At 64.3% G+C, this 21,330-nt stretch carries 18 protein-coding genes; 4 read left to right on the top strand and 14 right to left on the bottom strand.

The features are described 5' to 3' along the window. Nucleotide 1 precedes the first annotated feature (1 nt). Nucleotides 2-313: a hypothetical protein gene (locus tag JS533_RS00855; RefSeq protein ID WP_241512683.1), complete on the top strand. Its 312-nt coding sequence runs from the start codon at nt 2-4 to the stop codon at nt 311-313. Nucleotides 314-459: 146 nt separating this feature from the next. On the opposite strand, the gene galE is transcribed toward JS533_RS00855, so the two are convergent. From galE to JS533_RS00835, 4 genes are all read right to left on the bottom strand, one after another. Further along, entirely contained in the window at nt 460-1,482 is a 1,023-nt protein-coding gene (galE, locus tag JS533_RS00850) for a UDP-glucose 4-epimerase GalE (RefSeq protein WP_241512682.1), read from the bottom strand. Nucleotides 1,483-2,128: 646 nt separating this feature from the next. After that, nucleotides 2,129-2,386 carry a Txe/YoeB family addiction module toxin gene (locus JS533_RS00845; RefSeq protein ID WP_241512737.1) on the bottom strand — a complete coding sequence of 86 codons (258 nt, stop codon included), beginning with the start codon at nt 2,384-2,386 and terminating at the stop codon, nt 2,129-2,131. Beyond that, complete coding sequence (locus JS533_RS00840) at nt 2,386-2,742, bottom strand: type II toxin-antitoxin system Phd/YefM family antitoxin (protein WP_241512681.1); 357 nt, start codon at nt 2,740-2,742, stop codon at nt 2,386-2,388. Before JS533_RS00840 ends, JS533_RS00845 begins: the two co-directional genes overlap by 1 nt. Nucleotides 2,743-3,107: 365 nt before the next feature. After that, complete coding sequence (locus JS533_RS00835; RefSeq protein WP_241512680.1) at nt 3,108-4,667, bottom strand: glycoside hydrolase family 30 protein; 1,560 nt, start codon at nt 4,665-4,667, stop codon at nt 3,108-3,110. A gap of 465 nt (nt 4,668-5,132) precedes the next feature. On the opposite strand from JS533_RS00835, the gene JS533_RS00830 reads away from it, so the two are divergent. Next, nucleotides 5,133-6,611, top strand: a complete 1,479-nt coding sequence (locus tag JS533_RS00830) for a substrate-binding domain-containing protein (RefSeq protein WP_241512679.1) — start codon at nt 5,133-5,135, stop codon at nt 6,609-6,611. A gap of 12 nt (nt 6,612-6,623) precedes the next feature. Here JS533_RS00830 and JS533_RS00825 read toward each other — a convergent pair whose 3' ends face one another. Next, on the bottom strand, nt 6,624-7,661 hold the full coding sequence (locus JS533_RS00825) for an AraC family transcriptional regulator (RefSeq protein ID WP_241512678.1): 1,038 nt from the start codon (nt 7,659-7,661) through the stop codon (nt 6,624-6,626). 216 nt (nt 7,662-7,877) lie between these two features. Between JS533_RS00825 and JS533_RS00820 the strand changes: the two genes are divergently transcribed. Both JS533_RS00820 and JS533_RS00815 read left to right on the top strand, forming a co-directional pair. Beyond that, complete coding sequence (locus JS533_RS00820) at nt 7,878-8,174, top strand: hypothetical protein (RefSeq protein ID WP_241512677.1); 297 nt, start codon at nt 7,878-7,880, stop codon at nt 8,172-8,174. A 98-nt stretch (nt 8,175-8,272) separates the two neighbouring features. Further along, entirely contained in the window at nt 8,273-8,536 is a 264-nt protein-coding gene (locus tag JS533_RS00815; protein WP_241512676.1) for a hypothetical protein, read from the top strand. 78 nt (nt 8,537-8,614) lie between these two features. On the opposite strand, the gene JS533_RS00810 is transcribed toward JS533_RS00815, so the two are convergent. From JS533_RS00810 to JS533_RS00775, 9 genes are all read right to left on the bottom strand, one after another. Continuing rightward, nucleotides 8,615-9,838 carry a peptidase C39 family protein gene (locus JS533_RS00810; RefSeq protein ID WP_241512675.1) on the bottom strand — a complete coding sequence of 408 codons (1,224 nt, stop codon included), beginning with the start codon at nt 9,836-9,838 and terminating at the stop codon, nt 8,615-8,617. Between the two features lie 563 nt (nt 9,839-10,401). After that, on the bottom strand, nt 10,402-10,899 hold the full coding sequence (locus JS533_RS00805; RefSeq protein WP_241512674.1) for an MFS transporter: 498 nt from the start codon (nt 10,897-10,899) through the stop codon (nt 10,402-10,404). A 17-nt stretch (nt 10,900-10,916) separates the two neighbouring features. Then, on the bottom strand, nt 10,917-12,659 hold the full coding sequence (locus tag JS533_RS00800; protein ID WP_241512673.1) for an ABC transporter ATP-binding protein: 1,743 nt from the start codon (nt 12,657-12,659) through the stop codon (nt 10,917-10,919). Continuing rightward, nucleotides 12,656-13,468 carry an ABC transporter permease gene (locus JS533_RS00795; RefSeq protein ID WP_241512672.1) on the bottom strand — a complete coding sequence of 271 codons (813 nt, stop codon included), beginning with the start codon at nt 13,466-13,468 and terminating at the stop codon, nt 12,656-12,658. Before JS533_RS00795 ends, JS533_RS00800 begins: the two co-directional genes overlap by 4 nt. Further along, nucleotides 13,465-14,622: an ABC transporter permease gene (locus tag JS533_RS00790; RefSeq protein WP_241512671.1), complete on the bottom strand. Its 1,158-nt coding sequence runs from the start codon at nt 14,620-14,622 to the stop codon at nt 13,465-13,467. The genes JS533_RS00795 and JS533_RS00790 overlap by 4 nt, the downstream gene beginning before the upstream one ends. A 177-nt stretch (nt 14,623-14,799) precedes the next feature. Then, nucleotides 14,800-16,443, bottom strand: coding sequence for an ABC transporter substrate-binding protein (locus JS533_RS00785; RefSeq protein WP_241512670.1), 1,644 nt, complete (start codon nt 16,441-16,443; stop codon nt 14,800-14,802). A gap of 497 nt (nt 16,444-16,940) precedes the next feature. Beyond that, entirely contained in the window at nt 16,941-17,069 is a 129-nt protein-coding gene (locus JS533_RS13660) for a hypothetical protein (RefSeq protein ID WP_274619124.1), read from the bottom strand. Between the two features lie 509 nt (nt 17,070-17,578). Further along, nucleotides 17,579-19,378, bottom strand: coding sequence for an ABC transporter ATP-binding protein (locus JS533_RS00780; protein WP_241512669.1), 1,800 nt, complete (start codon nt 19,376-19,378; stop codon nt 17,579-17,581). Between the two features lie 92 nt (nt 19,379-19,470). After that, nucleotides 19,471-21,318 carry an ABC transporter ATP-binding protein gene (locus tag JS533_RS00775; protein ID WP_241512736.1) on the bottom strand — a complete coding sequence of 616 codons (1,848 nt, stop codon included), beginning with the start codon at nt 21,316-21,318 and terminating at the stop codon, nt 19,471-19,473. Between the last annotated feature and the right edge of the window lie 12 nt (nt 21,319-21,330).

Genomic DNA, 21,330 nt, shown 5'->3' with positions numbered 1-21,330 from the left:
GATGACCAGCACACCGCAGGGCCAGCATGACAACCCGCGGATCAACCGTGCCTATTATGAACGGCTCGGAGATCTCATCAGTGAAGAAGCGGAGTCAACCGACTATCCCGAACCTGTCGACATCGCTGACGATCCCAACCCCGGCGCACGCCTCAAACGACTCGTCTACCAGAAGCAGGTCTTCGAACAGGAAAACCGACGGCAGACACGCATCATCGTGGATGAGCTGCGACGCCGCGGCGAATCATGGAACAACATCGGCAAACTGATGAACATCAGCGGCGAGGCCGTCCGCAAACAGTACAGCCACTGACCGTCGAGCGATCCACATGGCCACAGGCTGCGCTACGCCAAACTCGAACGCGCATAATACAAACTCCGCCGACGCGCGATCATATGCGCGTCGGCGGAGTCATGCGACAGTTATGCGGTGAACGTTAGGCCTGATCGGCCGCAACGTCACTCGGCGTCGCGGTAGCCGTTCGGGTTCTTGGTCTGCCAGTTCATCGAGGAGGCGGCCATGTCGTCGATGCCCAGCTCGGCCTTCCAGCCCAGCTCGCGCTCGGCCTTGGACGAGTCGGCGTAGCAGGCGGCGATGTCGCCGGGACGGCGCGGCACGATCACGTACGGGATCTCGTGGCCGGCGGCCTTCTCGTACGCCTTGATGACCTGCAGCACGGAGTAGCCGTGGCCGGTGCCGAGGTTGTAGGTGAACACGCCCGGCTTGTCGATCTTGCTGATGACCGCGACGTGGCCCTTGGCGAGGTCGACGACGTGGATGTAGTCGCGCACGCCGGTGCCGTCGGGGGTGTCGTAGTCGTCGCCCATGACCTGCACGGCCTTGAGCTCGCCGATGGCGACCTTGGCGACGTACGGGGTGAGGTTGGCGGGGATGCCCTTCGGATCCTCGCCGATGAGTCCGGACGGATGCGCGCCGACCGGGTTGAAGTAGCGCAGGATGACGACGGTCCACGAGTCGTCGGCGACGTGCACGTCGCGCAGGATCTGCTCCTCGAACAGCTTGGTGGTGCCGTACGGGTTGGTAGTGCCACCGGTCGGGGTCTCCTCGGTGATCGGCAGCTGCTTCGGGGTGCCATAGACGGTGGCGGACGACGAGAAAATGATCTTCTTCACGTTGTGCTTGCGCATGGCCTTGAGCAGCACGATGGTGCTGTTGAGATTGTTGTCGTAGTACTCGATCGGCTTGGCGACGGATTCGCCGACGGACTTGAGCGAGGCGAAGTGGATGACCCAGTCGATGTCGTTCTCATCGAAGACCTTGTTCATGAAGGCCTCGTCGCGCACGTCGCCCTCGTAGGACTTGACCTTCTTGCCGGTGATCTCCTCGACGCGCTCGAGCGCCTTCGGGGAGGAGTTGCAGTAGTTGTCGACGCACACCACGTCGTAGCCCTGCTCGAGCAGTTCGACGTCGGTGTGCGAACCGATGTATCCGGCGCCGCCGGTGACCAGAATGGTTGTCATGACGTTCTCCTTGTCATCATCTGTGGGATCAGGCGGACGGGCCGAACCGGCACGCCGCCGCTTGCTGACCGCTCTATGTCCCAGTGACACCCATCATACCACAAGCAAACATTTTTTACCACGTTCTACCAAAAACGCACAAGAAATGTTCGGGCCATGTTGTCCCGCGCACGTACGCCACAATGCCCCTCAGCAAGAGGCATGCGACCTTCGTCGGCGATGCGTGCCGTTTTGCACACACGTCGCAATTCAGGCCATCGACGATGTTGATGAGGTCAGTTCAACGATTGAGAGGCTGATTCGAGTCCTCGCATAGGTCAGTTCGACGATTGAGAGGCAGGGATCCGTGTTATTGCACCCGTTTCCGGCCCGAATAGGTCTGATTGCGCCGCCATCGCCATGGCCGGCCGCCTCTCAATCGTCAAACCGACCCGTACAGAGCCGCAAATCAGCCTCTCAATCGTCAAACCGGCATGATCACCTCATCGAAAGACGGCCGTACGGTAGCCGTATCTCATCATGGGCACCGCCGCACGCTACCGCTGCGACCTGCCCGTCGCCCCGGCCGGCTGGTTCCCGCTGCCGATGAGCTGGCACTGGCCCGACCTCAACCGATGCGCGGTGTTGGAGATCGGCCGGGAATCATCTACTCATAGTGGTCTTTGGCAGAAAGAATGCAGAGCCGATCGCCTTCGACCGTGTAGATCAGCCGATCCGCGGAGGTGATGCGCCGCGACCATGCGCCCGGGAAGGTCCATTTGAGCGGTTCAGGTTTGCCGATGCCCTCGAATGGACTGCGTAGCGTGTCCTTGATCAGCGCATTGATGCGTTTGACCATGCGTTTGTCCTGCGACTGCCAGTACAGATAGTCGTTCCATGCGTCGTCGGTCCAGCACAGCAGCATCATGCGGCCCCCGGTTCAATGAGGGTGTGTTCGCGGGCGTCGCCCTGTCGGACCTGCTCCAGTCCGCGGGCGATCTTGTCGCGCAGGTACGGATTCTGATATACGCGCAGCGATTCCATGAGGGAGTCGTAATCGTTGACGCTCATGACGATCACGTTGTCTTCCGGATCAATGTTGGTAACCATCAACATGTCGGCGTCTTCGTTGACCTTGCGGATGTAGGACTTGAGATTGTTGCGGAATGCGCTGTACGACACTGCCTGCACCATGTGGTTCTCCATTCCCGGCGACGACTGTACTTGTACTGGATATTGTACAATACGTTGGGATGCAATATTGCTGAGCGATGTGGTCATGATCGATTCCCTCTCGTGTATCGCGGACATCATTTGTCCGCTCGTACTGCGTGTACGGTAGACCATCATCGATGCTCTCGTCCAGTCCAACCGACCCCTGTGGTCGGATGGTCGTCGGTTATCCACAACAGATGCCCCGTACGGCGGATAATGTGGATAACTTCGCCGCAACCGACCCGAATGCACCACACCCGAACAAGATGGACTCGCGGAACCGCCAGACTCCACTTTCCGGCCACAGCATTCTCCAACCTAGCCGCAAGCCCGGCAATAAACAGCGGGCGCGCGACCGGATGCCTGTTTTCCGATCGCGCGCCCGCACATCTCATGTCAGTCGCGGCTCACCGCCGCGGCTCGTTGGAGGATCACTCGTCCTGGCCCCACACGCGCACCTTGCCCGGAGCCACGTCGCCGAGCAGGTGCTTCGGCGCCGGGTTGAGCTCGAACTCGTCGTCGGCCGGAACCGTGGACGTGTTGATCTCGCCGTAGCCCTTGTGCACGGTGACGGTGCCCCACGCCGGCACGGTGACCTTCTGCCACGCCGCGCCCTCGCCGTTGATCGTCACGGCCGCCTCGATCGGCTCGCCGGTCGGGTTGTAGATGTGCGCGGCCACGTCGCCGTTCGGCGCGAGGAAGGCCACGGAGCCGAGGCCACCCGACCAGCCGTCCGGCGTGTAGTTGCTGGAGCGCACGACCACGGAGCCGGGCTCGACGTCCTGGCCGAAGGCGCGCAGCATGAAGTATTCGAGATTGCGGATGACCTGTCCGGTTTCGTGCTGGATGGTCACGACGCCGCGGCGGCCGGTCGCGCCGACCTGGTTCGGCAGTCCGCGTTCGTCGAGCGCGATGTTCCACAGCGTGATGAACGATTCGCCGTTGCGCACGAGCCAGTTGCCGATGATGCCGGACATGATGTGCGCGGCGTCCTCCGGCGTCTCGTCGATCATGCAGCGGCGTTCGGTCATGCCGAACATCCAGTGGCTGTAGGAGCGCGACGCGTTGAAGAAGTTGGAGTATGGGCCTTCGTACGTGTGCACGGTCAGGCCGTCGATGGACGCAGCCTCGTCCGGGGTGACAAGCTCGCGCACCGGCCACAGCAGGTTGTGCGTGGAGTCGTCGTTGATGAAGATACGCATCTCCGGGAACTTCTCATTCATGGCCGGGCGCAGGAAGTTGTGCGCGAATTCGGCCTGCTGCTTGAGCGTCCACATCATGGCCGGCCACTTGGGCGCGTTGCTCGGCTCGTTCTGCACGGTGACGCCCCAGATCGGGATGCCGATCTTGGCCATTTCCTCGACGTACTTGACGAAGTAGCGCGCGTAGCAGCCCTCGAAGCTGTCATGCATCGGGTCGAAGCCGTTGCCGGTCCACTCGTTGAAGCGCAGATGGCCGCCCTGGCACAGGTGGCCGGTGTTCTTCATCCACGCCGGCGCGCTCCACGGGGAGGCGATGATCTTGACGGCCGGGTTGATCTTGAGGATCTCGAGCACGACCGGGATGATGTACTTGAAGTCCTTGGTGGCGTCCGGCGCGCCCGGCTCGCCCTCGCCAAGCGAGAACTTGGTGAGCGCGTTGTCATGCTCGCCGAACGGCAGGTCGTCGTAGGTGTAGTAGGGCTGCGCGGCCGGCTCGCAGGAACCGAGCGGAATGCGGATGACGGAGAAGCCGCCCTTGGCCGGATTGAAGCAGTCGTCGAGGAAGACGTGACGCTGCTCGGCGTCCATCGAGCCCCAGATCAGGGACGCGGCGGCGTCGGTGATGGCCGCGCCGGCGCCGAGCCACGGCTGCTTGCGGTCGGCGGTGTCGATGACGATCTTGGTCGCGTCGCCCGGGTCGGCGACGGTTTCGGGCGTGGCCAGCGTTTCGCGGCGCTGCGACAGATCTCCGGAGGTGACGGTCCAGAATTCGTTGCTGTACTTGCTCATGACGTTCCTTTTGGCGTGTGTTGCTGTGTGACGTATGCGCTGCGCGGCCGGCCTCGACTGCGCGGCCGGCTGTGCCGTTCGTCGTTAATCATACATGATCGATCAGAAATAATCAACTTCAATCACATGACTGTGGCAGATTTTGTCGTGGGATCGCCGCGCAGCCATATACGAGCCCGGCCGCACAGCCGCGACGGCCCGTACACGTTCGTCGACCGAACCGCCGCGGTCGTACGATTCCGTCCGTCGGGCGCCCCACCGCAGAGTGTCGGAGACGCAGACGCCCCTCGACGATCGCACGACACTCGCGACAGTCCGAACGAATACGTTCAGTTGCGTAATCGGGTACACTGATTGCAAACAGTAACGATCAACAACGGTACGTTGATCATCAATCGCCGAGCGTCAATCGTAGACAATCAATCATTGATGATCAGCGGCGAACAAACGGAGATGTGCATACCCATGTCCAACACTACAGACGGCGTCCGGCCGACCGGCGCCGGCGCGGCGCCCGGCGCAACGAAGCGCGACTACCTGCCCGCGGAACGACAGGACATGATCCTCAGTCTCCTCACCCGACAGAACGTGGCCACCGTGCAGGAGCTCGCCGCTTTACTCAACACCAGCGACATCACCATCCGCCGCGACCTCACCACGCTCGCCGACGCGGGGCTCCTGCGGCGTATCCGCGGCGGCGCGATGTCCGTGCGCGATGCGCAGCCCGCGCAACGAGGCGGACGCACGGCCGCTTCAGCTGGAACGGCCGGTACAGCGGCATCCGCCGCGACTGGCGGCTCCGTCAGCCACGGCGGCGGCCACGGCATGTCCGCCGCCGCATCGACCGCGCACGCCGGCGGCACTACGCACGACGACTATGTCGACGATCCGTTCGCACCGAACGGCACCGACGGTCCGATCAGCGTGATCGGCGAGTACGGTCCGGGCCAGCTCGGCGCGGCGGCAGACATCGGCGCCGGCTCATTCGCCGCACACGACGGCATCGCCGCGAACGCCCGCCTGCCGCACGTCGGAACCGGACTGCCGTACGGACTCGGCACGCGCGGACGCAGCGGCGACGACGCGACCGACGCGCTCGCCGCACTGGCCGGCCGGTCGATCGGCGTCATGCTGCCCGAGCCGAGCTTCTTCTGGCCGAGCGTCATCGAACAGATGCGCACGCTCGCCGCGCACGCGCAGATCACGCTCAACGTGCGCGAATCGTCGTACAACGGCGACATCCACGAGGAGCGCATCCTCGACGAATTCGCCGCCGACCCGAACATGTGCGGGCTCGTCGTCGCCCCCACGTCGGAACCGACCGTCAGCCAGCGCACGTGGGACTGGATCTCGACGTCGCCGCTGCCGGTCACCGTCGTCGAGCGCGACCAGCCGGTCATCGGCGACTACTACGTCGACTCGGTGCGCACCAACCATCCGTACGGCGTGCGCAAGGCCGCCACGCACTTCATCCAGCACGGGCACACGAACATCGCCGCCGCGTTCACGAACACGCCGACCTCCGACGTGATCCTCGCCGGCTGGCTGCAGGTCGTGCACGACGTGCCCGACATCAACGGCACGCTCGTGTTCGACGGCGTGCAGCCGTACGATGCGCCGGGCGTGGAGGAGATCGTCGAACGCATCCTCGGCTCGAGCACCACGGCCGTGCTCGTGCACTCCGACTATCTGGCGATCGCGCTCGCGCAGGCGCTGGAGAAGGCCGGCAAACGCGTGCCGGAAGACATTTCGATGATCTCGATCGACGGCTACGCGACGCTCAGCTCGCGTCCGCTCACCGTGCTGCGCTCGTCGCCGCGCGATCTGGCCGAGGCGGCGCTACGCACGCTGGTCGAGCGCATCCTGAACCCGGAGCGCGCCACGCGGCACGTGTTCGTCGACCCGCAGCTCATCGACCGTGGTTCGGTGGTGGACCGGGCGTAGCGTTTTCGATTCTCACACCGTGTTGTACAGGCGCGTGGGGAACGCGTCGCGGTACTGGCCGGGCGTGAGCCCGGTGCGACGCTTGAACACACGCATGAAGTACTTCGGATCGTCGTAGCCGACTTCGCGCGCGATGTCGGCGACCGGCGACGGCGTGGAGCTGAGCAGCTCGCGCGCGCGGTCGACGCGGCATTCGACGATCTGATCGTTGACGCCGATGCCGAACGCGCGCTTGTACACGGCCGTCAGATAGCTCGGCGAATAGTGGAACCGGTCGGCGACCTTGGCGACGGTGATGTCGTCGAAGGCGTTCGCCATGATCCACGAGCGCACCGACAGCATCGGGCCGAGTCCGACCGGCCGATGGCCCTCGACGGCAACGTTCGCACCGCCGACGCGCACGGTATGGCCGTCCGGGCGGAACCCGCCCACGCCGCCGCCCGTATCGACGCCCATCACGTAGCGTTTCGCCATGCCGACGGCATCCGCGCCCCGGCCGTCGCGATCGGCCGCCGACTCGGCCATGCCGGCGACCAGCACGCGCGTCTGCGCGGTCACTTCAAGCAGCAGGCAGGTGAGGAAATAGTCGCAGTACGTGTTCGAATGCGGGCCGAACCGCGCGTACAGGTCGACCAGCTGGTTGCACATCACGGCCAGCCGGTCCGGGTCGGCCGCGCGGCACCAGTGCGGCAGGATCAGGCTATCGCCGGACTGGGGCAGTCTGACGGCATCATCGGCGTTCCCGACGTGCATGTCACGCAGGTCGTCGCGCCGTTCAGACAGACGGAAATGCATCCAGTAGAAGTCGAGCGGTTCGGTGATCGCGCGCGATCCGGCATGCTCGACGCCAGGCGGCAGCAGGGCGAGCTGATTGGCGCCGATCGTCAGCTCGCGCTCCCCCACGCGCATCGGCAGCACGCCGCGGCGCACGAACACCAGCTCGAACGTGTCGATCACGCGGCGGGCATGCCGCCAGCCCGGCCCGGACACGAACTGCCCGATCGAAAAGAAGTCCGCCGGCCCCTCCAGCCTGCAAGTCGTCACGTCCATGCCCACCAGCCTAGCCCACAGCCCGCCGGCCTAGCGAGCATCACTAGCCATTCGAATTATCCACAACCGTTGGTACAGGCAATATTCGCTATTTTCCAAGGGCTACCGACCTTTCGACCACAGGCCCCGATTTCGCTGGACATCGCAACCAGCTGACTCTACGATGAAAAGACACTACAAAGCACCCATCGTGGCCCATGGGGAAGGAGACGAGCAATGGTGGTCGTTGCGGACAATCCCAATTTTGCGTTGCATCAGCGCACCATCATCGGACCAAGCGCCCATGTGGATCCGCAGTCAGCGGCGACGGCATGGAAACAACGGTTCTCGTTCCGTTACCGGCTCGGCACGGATCCTCTGCAAATCGCCGCGATGGGCTGCGATGACGAAGGCCGTATCATCGAAATGGTCGCTTACGATGCAGGCGCGTACAAGGATCGAGGCGGCAATCCGCTCAGAGTGATCTTTCACGCCAATTACATGACCGACAAGTTCATGAAAGACTTCCGATAGATACTGGCTGCAACACACCGACCTCGCACACATCATATGTTCGACCTCGCACACATCATATGTTCAAGCACGATACGACCGACGATAAGGAGGCCATGATGACCGCAACCGCACCGGCGCCGCCGGAGGAGTATCAGACGCATACATTCGTAGTGCCCGATGAACAGACCATGCAGTATTGGGAGTCTCTCATCGGTACCGGCCGCTATCCGGGCCACAACGGCGAAGTGTGGTATTACCCGCAAAACTGGCCGAAGGACAAGCCCATGCCGGAAGACATGAAGGCGTGGATCCCCGAGCATCCCGAATGCGGGTATCGTCTGGAAGGCGATCGTTTGGTCGCCATCCAGAACGAGGAGTGACACGCCGAACTGACTGCTGTCAGCATTCGGCATCTTGCCTCACGTCGCCGCCGTGACGATGCCGCATGCGGAGGGCACTCAGAAGACGAGCATGGCCTGGGCGGAACGGGGTTCGTCGTAGTGGATCATGAGTTCGAGATCGGCGGGCCGGATGGGCAGCTGGAAGGCGTCGACGGCGGTTTCGCCGTATTCGGCGTCGGTCCACGGGTCGTCGATCAACAACGCGCCGGTGGCCGGATCGCGGCCGGTGACGGTGACCCAGTGCGGGCACGCCTCGCCGTGCATGTGCAGTTCGTCGATGAGGACGACCGCGATGTGCCCGTCGTCTACGATGCGCGCGATATCGTCGGCGTCGAACGGCCCGACGGTGACGGGGATGCCTGCCTCGCGCGCCTGCCGCGCGAACGCGAGCTGCGTGTCGCGGGCCATGGCCGGGTCGAGCAGGCCGAGTTTGCTGTCCGGATGCAGTGCCGGACCGGTGTGGGAGACGCGGATCGTGGGATGCGCGCCACGGCGTTCGGCGGCGAGCGCAAGCCCGTACGGCTCGCACGCGACGGCGATGGTCGCCTCGCGCCACATCTGCAGTTCCTCCGCACGCGTGGGCTTGGGCGTGATGCCGAGCCGGTGCATCGCGGTCAGCACGGCGACCGGCCCGCACGTGAACTCGGTGGTCTGACGGTAGTGCGCGGCCGCGTCGGTGGCGGGCAGAGGTGAATCGGTGGCGGTCAGCGGCGCGTCGGCTGCGGCGACTGCAGTGGTCGGTTTGCCGGTGATGCCCGACATTGACGTTGCTGCCGCGTCACCGTTCGGAGCCGATGCCGCTACGTCTGCCGTCTTGCCGGCGGCGGCACGATTGGCGGATACCGGACCATCATTCGTCACGTCCGGCTCGGTGATGTCGTATTTGACGACGGCGACGTCCGGTTCGGCCAACGATTGCCGTTCCGCGAACGCAATCAGCCCGCCCCACAGTGCACGGTCGCCGCCGATCGCCGTGAGCTTCTGCTGTGCCGTGTGCGGACGATGATAGCCGAGCAGCGACGCGACGGACGGGCTTGCGGCTGCGGTCGCGGTCGTACCGATCACGGCGGCATCGGCCGCGTCATCGGCAGCGTGTGCGGCACCGGTCGTACCGTTGTCCGCGCTCTCATCGTCGACGGCATCGACGGCCAGATAGACGGTGCGTACGAGCGCGCCGCCGGCCGCTGCAAGCGCCGCCGCGGTCGGCTCCGGAATGGCGATGCCGTCGATATCGCGGAGCGCCTCGCCCCGCGCGACGGCATATGCGATGTATCGGGTCATACGTCACACCCCCTGGTTCATGCTGTCATATCATTCTTTGACTGTGCACTCAAGGGTAACAGCGCCGGTGCATTGGAACCCGGAGCGAACACACGTGCACACCCGGATCCATCGCATTGCAAAATCAGCCGTCGGCATTCCCGCCCCTTCACATTCTGCCATGTACGGGTTTTGCCAGCGTGGCGAAACGGATAGGACCTCTCCATATTGCCACGCCTACACTCTCTCCAGCACAGCGTTTTGACGACGGTCCGACCGCTTCACCACGCCGACCACTCTCAACGGGGCAAAACGGATGGGACATCGTCAAATCACCACGCTTAGTCCCCTCCCAGCGTAGCCATTTGCCGACATTCCACTCGTTTCACTACGCTGACCGGTCTCAGCGTGGCAATTCGAGCAGGACTTCTCCGCATTGCCACGCCTACACACTCCTCGTCGTAGCGTTTTACCGACAGTCTAACTGCTTTGCCATGCTGGCCACTCTTAGCGGGGCAAAACGGATAGGTCGTCACCGGATCGCCACGCCGAGCCCTCCCTGAGCGAAGCAACCTACCGATGGTCTATCCGATATGCCACGTCGCGAACCTCGTTCGGGAACCAAATCCGGAACCAAGATACGTCCATGAACGCATGACCGAGCGAGACAGCACAATATGTCCGTGGCCTCCGGCAACGGTGTACACGCTTTTCGCCGGGTAATTCAACGAACTCGCCACGCCGCCCACGAACATCGCTATGGTGATGAAACGGGCGTCCGAGAGCGACACCAACGCGCACATGGCCGCGGCGAACAAGACGTTGCTCCAGATAATGCACCACTTCGGGTTGGTGAGGTCCACCATGCGACCGGCGACCAGCGAACCGAGGAATAGGCCTAAGGGCATACCACTGAGCACCATGCTCAGAGCCGTCGCGGACAGCTGCAGATATGTGGTGAGATAAACGACATATCCAGCCGTCATCACGCCGGCCCCGGCCATATTCACCGCGGAATTCACGCACAGATTGCGCAGGTCCTTCGGCAATTCGCTTATTTCCAATAGGCTGAGACGTGCCATCGGAGACAGCACCTTTCTTAGTCGAGGGCGGGCGGCATGGCGGCGATGAGGGCGCGCACGTAGTCGTGCTGGGGGTGGTTCATGACCTGGCCCGTGGTGCCGGTTTCGACGATCCTGCCGTGGCGCATGACGGCGATGCGGTCGGCGATGCGGCGCACGGTGTCGAGGTCGTGCGAGATGAACAGCATGGCCAGGCCAAGCCGCGAGCGCAGTTCAAGCAGCGTTTCGAGCACGTGCGTCTGGATGTTCGCGTCGAGCGCGGTCACCGCTTCGTCGGCGACGAGCAGCTTCGGTTCGGGCGCGAGCGCGCGGGCGATGGCGACGCGCTGGCATTGGCCGCCGGACAGCGTGCCCGGCTTGCGGTCGATGAGTTCGGCTTCCAGCCCGACCTTGGCGACGAGCGCGCGCACGGCCGCGTCGTCGGCGGGTTTGCCGGACACGCGCAGCGCTTCGGTGAGCGTCTGGCGCACGGTCATCGTCGGGTTGAGCGAACCGTACGGGTTCTGGAAGACAAGCTGCGCTTCGCCGCGCGACCAGCCGATCGGCTTGCCATCGTTGCCGGTAAAGACAACGTTGCCGGAATCCGGTGTTTCGAGACCGACGATGCACCGCGCGACGGTCGATTTGCCGGATCCGGATTCGCCGACGAGGCCGAGGATCTCGCCGGCGCGCACGTCGAACGACACGTCGGCGACGGCCGGCACGTTCGACCCGGCGAACGTTTTCCTGAGATGGTTGGCCCGCATGACGACATCGCCGAACGCGGGCACGTCGGTGACGGCGAGTCGCGTATGCGCGTCGAGCAGTTCGCGCGTGTACGGCGAGCGCGGATGATGGACGACCTGGTCGCGGCCGCCTTCCTCGACGACCTGTCCGCCGTGGAACACGACGAGATGGTCGGCGCGTTCGACGGCCAGCGCGAGGTCGTGCGTGATGAGCAGCAGCGTCATGTGACGACTGGAACGCAGCGATTCGAGCAGGTCGAGCACGGTCTCCTGCGTGGACGCGTCGAGCGCGGTGGTCGGCTCGTCGGCGATGAGGATGCGCGGGTCGGGCGCGAGCGCGGCCGCGATGGCGACGCGCTGGCGCATGCCGCCGGACAGTTCGTGCGGATACGCGTCGTATACGGCCGGCGCGAGTCCGACGTCGGTGAGCAGCCGTTCGACGGCCGCACGTCGCTGCGCTTTGGTGAGGCGGCCGCGACCGTTTGCAGCCGGAGCGCCGCCGCCGTTGCCGGAGCCTCCGGCTGAGGCCGCGACGGTGCGATCATTGTCAACGTCCTGTGCCGGCAACGATCCGACGTGTCCGGCCGAGCGCAGTCCGTCCTCGATCTGCCGGCCGCAGGTGCGCAGCGGGTCGAGCGAGGAGAACGGATCCTGCGGCAGCCATACGATCGTGCCGCCGCGCAGCCTGCGCCACGCGCGCTCCCCCGCTTCGAGGTTGATCGGCTCGCCGAACAGCGCGTAGTCGCCGCTCGCGTCCGACCGGTCGGGCAGCAGTCCGGACAGTGTCTTCGCGGTCACGGACTTGCCGGAGCCGGATTCGCCGACGACGGCGACGGTCGCGTCGCGCGGGATCGTCAGGTCGACGCCGTGGATGATCTCCTTGCCGCCGATCGTAACGTGCAGGCCGGTCACACGCACGGCCGGCGATGCGGCCGCGCCGCTGTCGTTCGCAGCGTGCGCAACGTTTGCGGCAACGTGTGCAGCCACGTTCGCAGAGGCGGCAGCGTTCGCAGGGGAAACAGTCTTGTCGCTCATCGTTCCGCCTTCTCGCTTTGCTCGGTGATGAAGTCGCCGACGATGTTCAGCGCGATCGACGTGACGATGATGGCCACGCCGGGCGCGATCGCCGCGTACGGGTTGTCGAAGAGGAGGTTGCGCGCGTCCGACAGCTGCCGGCCCCAGTCCGCGTCCTGCGGCGAGACGCCGAGGCCGAGGAACGAGAGGGACGAGAGCGAGACGAGCGCGTTGCTCATGTCGAGGAACAGGGCCGCGCCGACCAGCGGGCGGATGACCGGGAACAGGTGGAATGCGAGCGTGCGCAGCGGTCCGAGCTCGAGCAGGCGGGCCGCGTCGAGGAACGGGTCGTTGATGTGCGCGAGCGCGCCGGAGCGCACCAGACGCACCTCGTACGGCGCGTACAGGATCACGAACACGAGCACGTTCGTCCAGTATCCGCCGCCGATCACGCCGGCGACGACGATCGCGAGCAGCAACGTCGGCAGCGAGAGCATGAGTTCGACGACGCGGGAGATGATCCAGTCGACCCAGCCGCCAACGTATGCGGCGGTCAGGCCGAACACGAGGCCGACGGCCATCGCGCCGAGCGCGATCGTGACCGGGCCGATGATCGCGGTCCGGGCGCCGGCGAGCGTGAGCTTGAGCACGTCGCGGCCGAGCGCGTCGGTGCCGAGCGGATGATCGGCGTCCGGCAGGGCCGTGGACAGCATGATGTCCTGGTCGAGCGCCCCGGCGGACAGCGCGGGCACGACGCTGAGCACCACCACGGCGGCGAGCACCACGAGCGCGAGGATCAGCGGCAGACGATGCCAGATGCGAGCCATCATCGTGCGTTCTCCTTTCCGTCGTTCGAGCCGGCGGCGGTCCCGACCGTAGTTACGGCGGCACGGTCGTCGCCGGCGATCACGCCGTCGTTGTCAGTACCGCGAACGTTGCCGGCACCGGCCGCAATCGAGCCGGTCTCATCCGATCCGGCCGCAACCGGCGACCGTCGCACGCGCAGACGCGGGTCGATGAGCGCGGCGAGCGCGTCGACGATCGCCGTCGCGACGCAGATGATCGTCGCCATGATCATCGTGATCGCCTGCACCGTCGGAATGTCCTTGAACGTGACCGACGTCTGCAGCAGCGTGCCGAGACCGCCGATCGAGAACGTCGTTTCGACGATCACCGTGCCGGAGACGAGCGTCGCGATGAGCAGTCCGGACGACGTGATGATCGGCAGCGCGGCGTTGCGCAGCTGCGCGGCGAGAATCGTCCACCGGGCGACGCCGCGCGAGCGCGCGAACAGCGTGTAGTCGGAGTCGACCTGCTTGATGAGCGAGGCGCGGGAGATCTTCACCACGGACGCGAACAGGCCGATCGCGAGCGTGATCGCCGGCAGCAGCAGATGCCAGAGCGTGTCGAGGAAGCCGCCTTCGCCGAGACCGTAGATCGGGAACCAGCCGAGCTGCACGGACAGGCCGTACAGCAGCAGCAGACCGACCGCGAAACTCGGCGCGCTCAGGCCGGCGACGGCGAGCGCGGTGACGAGACGGTCCTGCCAGCGGCCGTTGCGGCGTGCGGCGAGGATGCCGAGCGGCAGACCGATGACGAGCGCGATGGCGAGGGCGAGCAGGGCGAGGGCGAGCGTGATCCACGCGCGCTGGCCGATCATCTGAGCGACGGGCAGCTGCGTGCGGATGGACGTGCCGAAGTCGCCGTGCAGTAGGTTGTTCAGCCAGCGCAGATACTGCCGCCACAGCGGATCGTCGAGGTGATACTGTGCGCGGATGGCGGCGAGCTGTTCGGCGCTCACCTTCTTCGCGCCGGCGAGCGTGCGGGCCGGGTCGCTGTTGGTCATGTACAGCAGGCCGAACGTGACCAGCGACAGCACGAACAGCAGCAGTATCAGGTTCGCCAGCCGTTTGCCGAGGAATTTCAGCGCATCCAACGGTTCCTCCCCTCCATCGTTCTCATCGATCCTTGCATGGTTCCCCATACGCATCTGCTCCCCCTGACAGCCGGACTGTCAGGGGGAGCAGATGCGCGCCGTATGGCTGCAGGCACTACGTATTACCGCAGTCTACATCCTTGCGGTTATCCGTACCGTTCCGCACGGTGCCGTACGGTTTCGCACGGCTCCGCACGGTTCCGTACGGCTCTGGTTCATGGTTCCTTACTGTTCCACGAAATCGGCGGCCCAGTTGGTGCCGAGCCAGAACGTGTCGATGTTCTTGAGGCCCAGACCCTTCTTGGTCGCGACCGCGGCCTTGCCCCAGTAGACCGGCGAGTAGATGTCCTGCTCGAGCGCGGTCTTGGTGGTGTCGAGCACGATCTGCAGCTTCTCGTCCGTGTCGGTGAGCGTGCCGATCTTGTCGGTCTGCGCGGCCACGTCCGCGTCGGTCCAGTTGGCCGGGTTCGCGCCCGCGCCGCCGGCGGCGAGCAGCCACGAGGTGATCTCGTTCGGCTGCGGGGTGGTCGGGTTGTAGATCATCCACGCGACGCCCTGCTTGCCGTTGCCGACCTCGCTCAGCCACTGCTCGAGCGGGATCTCCTTGACGTTGAGCGTCACGCCGATCGACTTGAGCGATTCGGCGAGCGCGAGGGACGCCTTGCCGACGGCCGGGTAGCCGGTCGGGTAGGTGAGCGTGGTGGTGAAGCCGGACGCCTGCGAGGACTGCTTGAGCTCGTCCTTGGCCTTGTCGATGTCGTAGTCGAGCGCGCCGAGGTCCTTGACCTTCTCGGCGGCCTTGTCCTTGTCGTTGTCGGTCCAGCCGGCGAGCTGCTCCGGGGAGTCGATGCCGGTGGCGACCTCGCCGTAGCCCTTGAGGATGCCCTTGACGACGCCGGACTTGTCGAACGCGTAGGAGAACGCCTTGCGCACGTGGATGTCGTCGAACGGCTTGACGCCCTGGTCGAAGGTCAGGCCGTAGTAGGAGCGGTCGGAGTAGGCGGTGACCTGGGCGCCGTCCTTGCTCCACTGGCTCACGCTGGTGACGGGCACGTTGAACGAGGCGTCGACCTTGCCTTCCTGGAAGGCGAGCAGTCGGGTGGAGTCCTCGGTGATGAAGTCGACGCGCACGGTGTCGGGGCCGTCGTTCTCGCCCCAGTAGTCCTTGAACTTCTTGAGCGTGACGTGGCTGGACGGGTCGAATTCGGTGACCTGGTACGGGCCGGTGCCCACGATCAGCTTGCTGGCCGAACCGTAGTCGGAGCCGGACTCCTCGCGGAACTTCTTGGACGTGACGAACAGGCCGGCCACGTTCGAGACCTGCGTCGGGAATTCGGTCTGCGGGGTCTTGAGCGTGATGGTGATCTGCCATTCGCCGGTCTTCTCGACCTTGTCGACGTAGTCCGGCCAGTAGACGGACAGGCCCGGCGACAGCTTGGAGTCGCGGGCGGTGTTGATCGAGTCGACGATGTCGTCGGTGGTCAGCGAGCTGCCGTCGTGCAGCTTGACGCCCTGGCGGATGTCGAACACCCACGTCTTGTTGTCGGTGCTGCTCCACTTTTCGGCGAGCGCCGGCACGACCTTGCCGGTGGCGTCCACGCCGGTGAGACCTTCCTGATAGAGCGCGGCGAGCTGGTAGTTGGCGCTGCCGGCCTCCTGGTTGACGCTCAGCGTGCTCACGGCGGAGGCGCTGGCGATCTTGAGATCCTTGACGGCGGTGCCGGTGGTGGTCTTCGCACCGGTTTCGCTCGGCTGGTTGGCGGTGTTGTTCGAGCTTGCGCCGCAGCCGGCGACGGCGAGCGCGAGTGACAGCGCCAGCGCGATGGGCGCGATCACCTTCCTGAATACGTTGCGTTGCGTGGTGGCCATGTTCTTCCCTCTCGTTTCCTGTATGACGGGCGTTCACGGGCGGGCGTGGTTCCATACCGTGCCGAACCGATGAATGTCGTTGTAATGTACACTAGCCGGTCAACGTTTCGGAGGGAAACGACACGGAGTGCCCGAAAACGGCGTGGTTCCAACGTTTTCACGCACGCTATAGCTTATTGGTATACGGGATGGCGTCCGCATGGCGGCTGGCGACTCATACCATCGCGTGAGACACTCGATAACGCCGCTGATGCCGGCGGAGCCTCGGCCCCCTCACGACGACAAACATTTCGAGGGGCAGACAAGACCATGCAAAAAAGGCCCCGGCATCCGCGTTAAAGTGCGGATGCCGGGGTCTGTCGGTCGGCTGCCGTTACGCGGTTCCTGCGTCCGATCGATGATCGGCGGAGATCCTTACGCCGGCGAGCGTTGAAGTTCAAGAAAGTCTGTATGCGTCTGCGATGCGCGGTTTGCGGCGACGCGACGCCGGGCGGCGCTTACTTGCGGCCAGCGAAGTGCTTGATGGCCTTCCAGGCGGCCTGCGAGAGCGCGTAGTATCCGAGCGACGGGTCGTTCGCGGCCAGCGGGGAACGCAGAGCCTTGTTCATCATTTCTTCGTCCATCATGATGGACTCCTTTCCGTGTCATGCCGTTTGTGAACGGTTGTTGTTTTCGGTTGCTCTATCTTCGGTTATGGCTTCAGCATATGCCGCCCCGTTGCGCCGCGCATGCCGATTTCGTCGTATCTTTGTCATATTCATCGGCTTTCACGATGATATTTACATTCTGTTCACGATTGACGCACCGTCAATCACCCCTTTGCGTGGCAAATCGGACAGCCCTTCGCCAATACCCCACGCTCACACCCACCTCAGCGTGGGAAAACGGCTAGAACATCACCACAACACCACGCTCACACCTCTCAGCGTGGCAAAACGGTCAGGATATCGCCAATCACCAACGCTCACACCCATCTCAACGTGGGCGACTGGCCAGAACTTCGTCGAAATGCCCCGCGGAACGCAGAAGGCGGGGCATATCCTCCGCAATCCGGAAGGATATGCCCCGCCTACAGAGCCTAAAGAGGACCGGAGCCCGGAGACACCCGAGCCCAGAGCCCAGAAAGAAGAGCCCGCTACTGCCCCTGCGCCACGCGGATCATCGCGTACTGCGACTCGTAGAGCCGGTAGTACGCGCCCTTCTCCTTGAGCAGCTCCTTGTGCGAGCCGTGCTCGACGATCTGGCCGTGGTCGATGTAGAAGATCTCGTCCGCGTTCTCGATCGTCGACAGTCGGTGCGCGATGATGAAGCTCGTGCGGCCCTTGAGCAGGTGCGCGAGGCCAGCCTGCAGCGCCTCCTCGGTGCGCGTGTCGATGTTCGACGTCGCCTCGTCGAGGATCAGGATGCGCGGGTCGGCGAGCAGCACGCGCGCGAACGCGATGAGCTGACGCTGTCCGGCCGACAGGGTCGAACCGCGCTCCTCCACCACCGTGTCGTAGCCGTCGGGCAGCTCCATGATGAACTCGTGCGCATGCACCGCCTTCGCCGCCGCCTCGATCTCCTCGTCGGTCGCGTCGAGCTTGCCGTAGCGGATGTTCTCGCGCACGTTGCCGGAGAAGATGAACGTGTCCTGCAGCATCACGCCCATCTGCTTGCGCAGCGATTCGAGCGTCACGTCGCGCACGTCGTAGCCGTCGATCGTCACCGACCCTTCCGACACGTCGTAGAAGCGCGACAGCAGGCTGATGATCGTCGTCTTGCCGGCGCCGGTCGGGCCGACCAGCGCGATCGTCTTGCCTGGCTCGACGTGGAAGTCGACCAGGTTGAGGATGTTGCGGCCGCCCTCCTCGTAGCGGAACACGACGTCGTTGAAGTCGACGCGACCGCGGATCTGTGGCAGGTCGACCGCGTTCGGCTTGTTCTCGATCTCCGGGACCACGTCGAGCGTTTCGAAGATGCGCTCGAGGTACGCGGAGCAGGTGATGAGCTGGTTGTAGAAGTTGCCGATGTTGATGACCGGGTTCCAGAAGTTGTTCGCGTAGCCGACGAACGCGATGAGCACGCCCGTGGTCACGTTCACGCCACCGAAGCCGGTCACGCCCACGAAGTAGATGAACGCGATGGTCATCACGGAGATGGTCTGCACGCCCGGCCACATGAGGAACTGGATGTGCACGGCCTTCATCCACGCGGAACGCACCTCGCCCTGCTGCTGCTGGAACGTTTCGAACTGAGACTTCTCCTGCGCGAACGTCTGCGTGGTCTTCACGCCGGCAATCGACTCGTGGATGTACGCGTTGAGGTTCGACTGCTTGTTGGACAGCTTCTGGAAGGCCCGGCGCTGGAAGATCTTGAGCACGTACACCCAGATGATGAGCGCGGGGAACAGCACGAGGCTCCACAGCGCGAGCTTCCAGTCGATCACGAACATCACCACGAGCGTGATGATGAACGTGAACACGTCGGAGATCACGTTGATCAGGCCCGACGAGAGCGTGTCCGACAGCGTGTTCACGTAGTTGACCACGCGGATGAGGATCTTGCCGTGCGGGCGCGAGTCGAAGTAGCTGAACGGCAGCGTCTGGATGTGCGTGAAGATGTCACGGCGCATGTCCTTGAGCATGAGCTGGCCGACGCGCGTGATGGACACGGTGCGGTAGCGCAGGCAGAGCTCGTAGACGACGATCAGGCAGGCGAGCAGTCCGGCGAGCGTGCCGAGCTGGCCGAGGTCCTTGTGCGGGATCGCCTCGTCGATCATGATTTTGGTCAAGTACGGCACGGACACGGCGATGCAGCTCATCGACACGACGACGACGAGGATGCGGGCCACCTGCCCGAGGTACGGTTTGAGATATTTGCCGACGCGCAGGATGTCGTGGAAGTTGATGGACTCCTCGAGTTCCTCATCCTCGCGGTACGTATTGCGTTGTGCCATGATTCCTTTTCCTTGGGAATGCTTTGGTCTTGGCTTGGTCTTGTTTGTTGCGATCGCCTGTCGGCCGGACGCCGGCCGGGCGGCGGCGCCGGTCAGAAGCCCTGCGACGCGCCGGACTGCAGGCCCAGCTGCTTGTGGTAGATCTCCCAGTAGCGTCCGTGCGCGGCGACGAGCTCCTCGTGCGTGCCGCGTTCGACGATGCGGCCGTGTTCGAGCACGAGAATCAGGTCGGAGTCCTTGACCGACGAGATGCGGTGCGCGATCGTGATGATCGTCTTGCCGCCGTCCATTTCGCGCAGATGCTGCTGGATTTCCGCCTCGGTTTCCATGTCCACGGCCGACGTCGTGTCGTCCATGATCAGGATGCTCGGGTCGTCCGCGAGCGCGCGGGCGAGCGACAGGCGCTGCTTCTGGCCGCCGGACAGGCCGACGCCGCGTTCGCCGACGACCGTGTTGTAGCCTTCCGGCATGGACTGGATGAAGCTGTCCGCGCCGGCGATGCGCGCCATGCGCTGGATGTAGCGTTCGTCGTGGGCCGCGTCGTTGTTCGCGCCGAAGCCGATGTTGCTGCCGATCGTGTCGGAGAACAGGAACGTGTCCTGCGCGACGATGCACACTTGCGAGCGCAGCGTGGCGAGCGGCCAGTCGCGCGCGTCGATGCCGTCGATGAGCACGTGGCCGACGGTCGGGTCGTAGAAGCGCGAGATGAGGTTGACGAGCGTGGACTTGCCCGCGCCGGTTTCGCCGAGGATGCCGAGCTTGCTGCCCGCCGGGATGGAGAAGTCGATGTCCTTGAGGATCGGCGTGTCCGGGTCGTCGGGGAACGCGAAGCTGACGTGGTCGAAGCGGATTTCGCCGCTGATGCGGTCGGGGGTCGGCGGATGCGCCGCGCCGACCTGTTCGGCGATGGTCACGGCCTGCTTGACGGCGGCCTCCGCGTCGGGCTTTTCGACGATGCGCGACTGTGCTGTCAGGAGCTTCCTGATCTTGATACAGCTGGCGTTGAAGCGCTGCCAGTCGTTGATGAGCCAGCCGGACTGTCGGACGGGGCCGTCGATCATCCACAGGAACGAGTTGAAGCTGACGAGGTTGCCGAGCGTCATGTTGCCGGTGATGACCAGATAGCCGCCGAAGCCGAGCGTGATGAGCTGCAGGCTGAAGCCGAGGCCGTCGAGCCACGGCATGTACTTGCGCGAGTTGTACGCGAGCGCCATGTTGCGCTGCATGTAGTCGTCGTTGTGCTCGTCGAACTTCTGCGTTTCGTACGGTTCGCGCACGAACGCCTTGACGACGCGATTGCCTTCGATGTTCTCCTCGACCATCGAGTTGAGGCTTGCGAGCGAGTTGCGGATCGCGAAGAACAGCGGGTGGGCGTGCGTGGACAGGCCGCGCGTGAGGATGAAGATGAACGGCGTGACGCAGGCAAGCGCGAGCGCGAGTCGCCAGTCGATCGAAAACATGACGCACAGCGCGCCGATGAACATGACCACGCAGTCGAGCACGTTGTAGCTCACCCAGCTCAGCGCGTGGCGGATGGCGTCGGTGTCGGAGGTCAGGCGGCTCATGATGTCGCCGGTGCGCGTGTGGTTGAAGTATGTGAAGTCGAGTTCGTGCAGCTTCTCGTATTCGTCGGAGACGAGACGGTAGACGGAGTTCTGGCCGAAGCGTTCCATCCACATCTGGTAGCCGTATCGGGAGCCGACGCGGATGATGGTGAACACGATCATGAGCATGCACAGGTGCGCGAGCCGTTCGGTGTGGCCCTGCGTGATGACCTGGTCGACGAGCATGCCGGAAAGGAGCGGGATGGTCAGCGCCATCGTGTTGTTCGCGCAGAACAGTACGAGCGCTCCCGCCACGCGCGGAAGGTCGGGTTTGCAGTAGGGCAGGATCCAACGCAGATTGCCCTTGTCTTGGTTTTTCGTCGGGTCGACGTACATGTGAGGAAATCC

Origin of the sequence: Bifidobacterium amazonense (genome assembly GCF_018555435.2) — a bacterium.
Classification (GTDB): Bacteria; Actinomycetota; Actinomycetes; order Actinomycetales; family Bifidobacteriaceae; genus Bifidobacterium; species Bifidobacterium amazonense.
The sequence above is the reverse complement of the archived record's forward strand: the minus strand, read 5'-3'. Positions and strand labels throughout refer to the sequence as shown.

Bases quoted from the DNA above. Each gene is read 5' to 3' on its own strand.
- galE (WP_241512682.1), bottom strand. From the start codon at position 1,482: ATGACAACCATTCTGGTCACCGGCGGCGCCGGATACATCGGTTCGCAC.
- JS533_RS00775 (WP_241512736.1), bottom strand. From the start codon at position 21,318: ATGTACGTCGACCCGACGAAAAACCAAGACAAGGGCAATCTGCGTTGG.
- JS533_RS00830 (WP_241512679.1), top strand. From the start codon at position 5,133: ATGTCCAACACTACAGACGGCGTCCGGCCGACCGGCGCCGGCGCGGCG.
- JS533_RS00835 (WP_241512680.1), bottom strand. From the start codon at position 4,667: ATGAGCAAGTACAGCAACGAATTCTGGACCGTCACCTCCGGAGATCTG.
- JS533_RS00855 (WP_241512683.1), top strand. From the start codon at position 2: ATGACCAGCACACCGCAGGGCCAGCATGACAACCCGCGGATCAACCGT.
- JS533_RS00825 (WP_241512678.1), bottom strand. From the start codon at position 7,661: ATGGACGTGACGACTTGCAGGCTGGAGGGGCCGGCGGACTTCTTTTCG.
- JS533_RS00805 (WP_241512674.1), bottom strand. From the start codon at position 10,899: ATGGCACGTCTCAGCCTATTGGAAATAAGCGAATTGCCGAAGGACCTG.
- JS533_RS00840 (WP_241512681.1), bottom strand. From the start codon at position 2,742: ATGACCACATCGCTCAGCAATATTGCATCCCAACGTATTGTACAATAT.
- JS533_RS00800 (WP_241512673.1), bottom strand. From the start codon at position 12,659: ATGAGCGACAAGACTGTTTCCCCTGCGAACGCTGCCGCCTCTGCGAAC.
- JS533_RS00785 (WP_241512670.1), bottom strand. From the start codon at position 16,443: ATGGCCACCACGCAACGCAACGTATTCAGGAAGGTGATCGCGCCCATC.
- JS533_RS00780 (WP_241512669.1), bottom strand. From the start codon at position 19,378: ATGGCACAACGCAATACGTACCGCGAGGATGAGGAACTCGAGGAGTCC.
- JS533_RS00795 (WP_241512672.1), bottom strand. From the start codon at position 13,468: ATGATGGCTCGCATCTGGCATCGTCTGCCGCTGATCCTCGCGCTCGTG.
- JS533_RS00790 (WP_241512671.1), bottom strand. From the start codon at position 14,622: ATGGGGAACCATGCAAGGATCGATGAGAACGATGGAGGGGAGGAACCG.
- JS533_RS13660 (WP_274619124.1), bottom strand. From the start codon at position 17,069: ATGATGGACGAAGAAATGATGAACAAGGCTCTGCGTTCCCCGCTGGCC.
- JS533_RS00810 (WP_241512675.1), bottom strand. From the start codon at position 9,838: ATGACCCGATACATCGCATATGCCGTCGCGCGGGGCGAGGCGCTCCGC.
- JS533_RS00815 (WP_241512676.1), top strand. From the start codon at position 8,273: ATGACCGCAACCGCACCGGCGCCGCCGGAGGAGTATCAGACGCATACA.
- JS533_RS00820 (WP_241512677.1), top strand. From the start codon at position 7,878: ATGGTGGTCGTTGCGGACAATCCCAATTTTGCGTTGCATCAGCGCACC.
- JS533_RS00845 (WP_241512737.1), bottom strand. From the start codon at position 2,386: ATGCTGCTGTGCTGGACCGACGACGCATGGAACGACTATCTGTACTGG.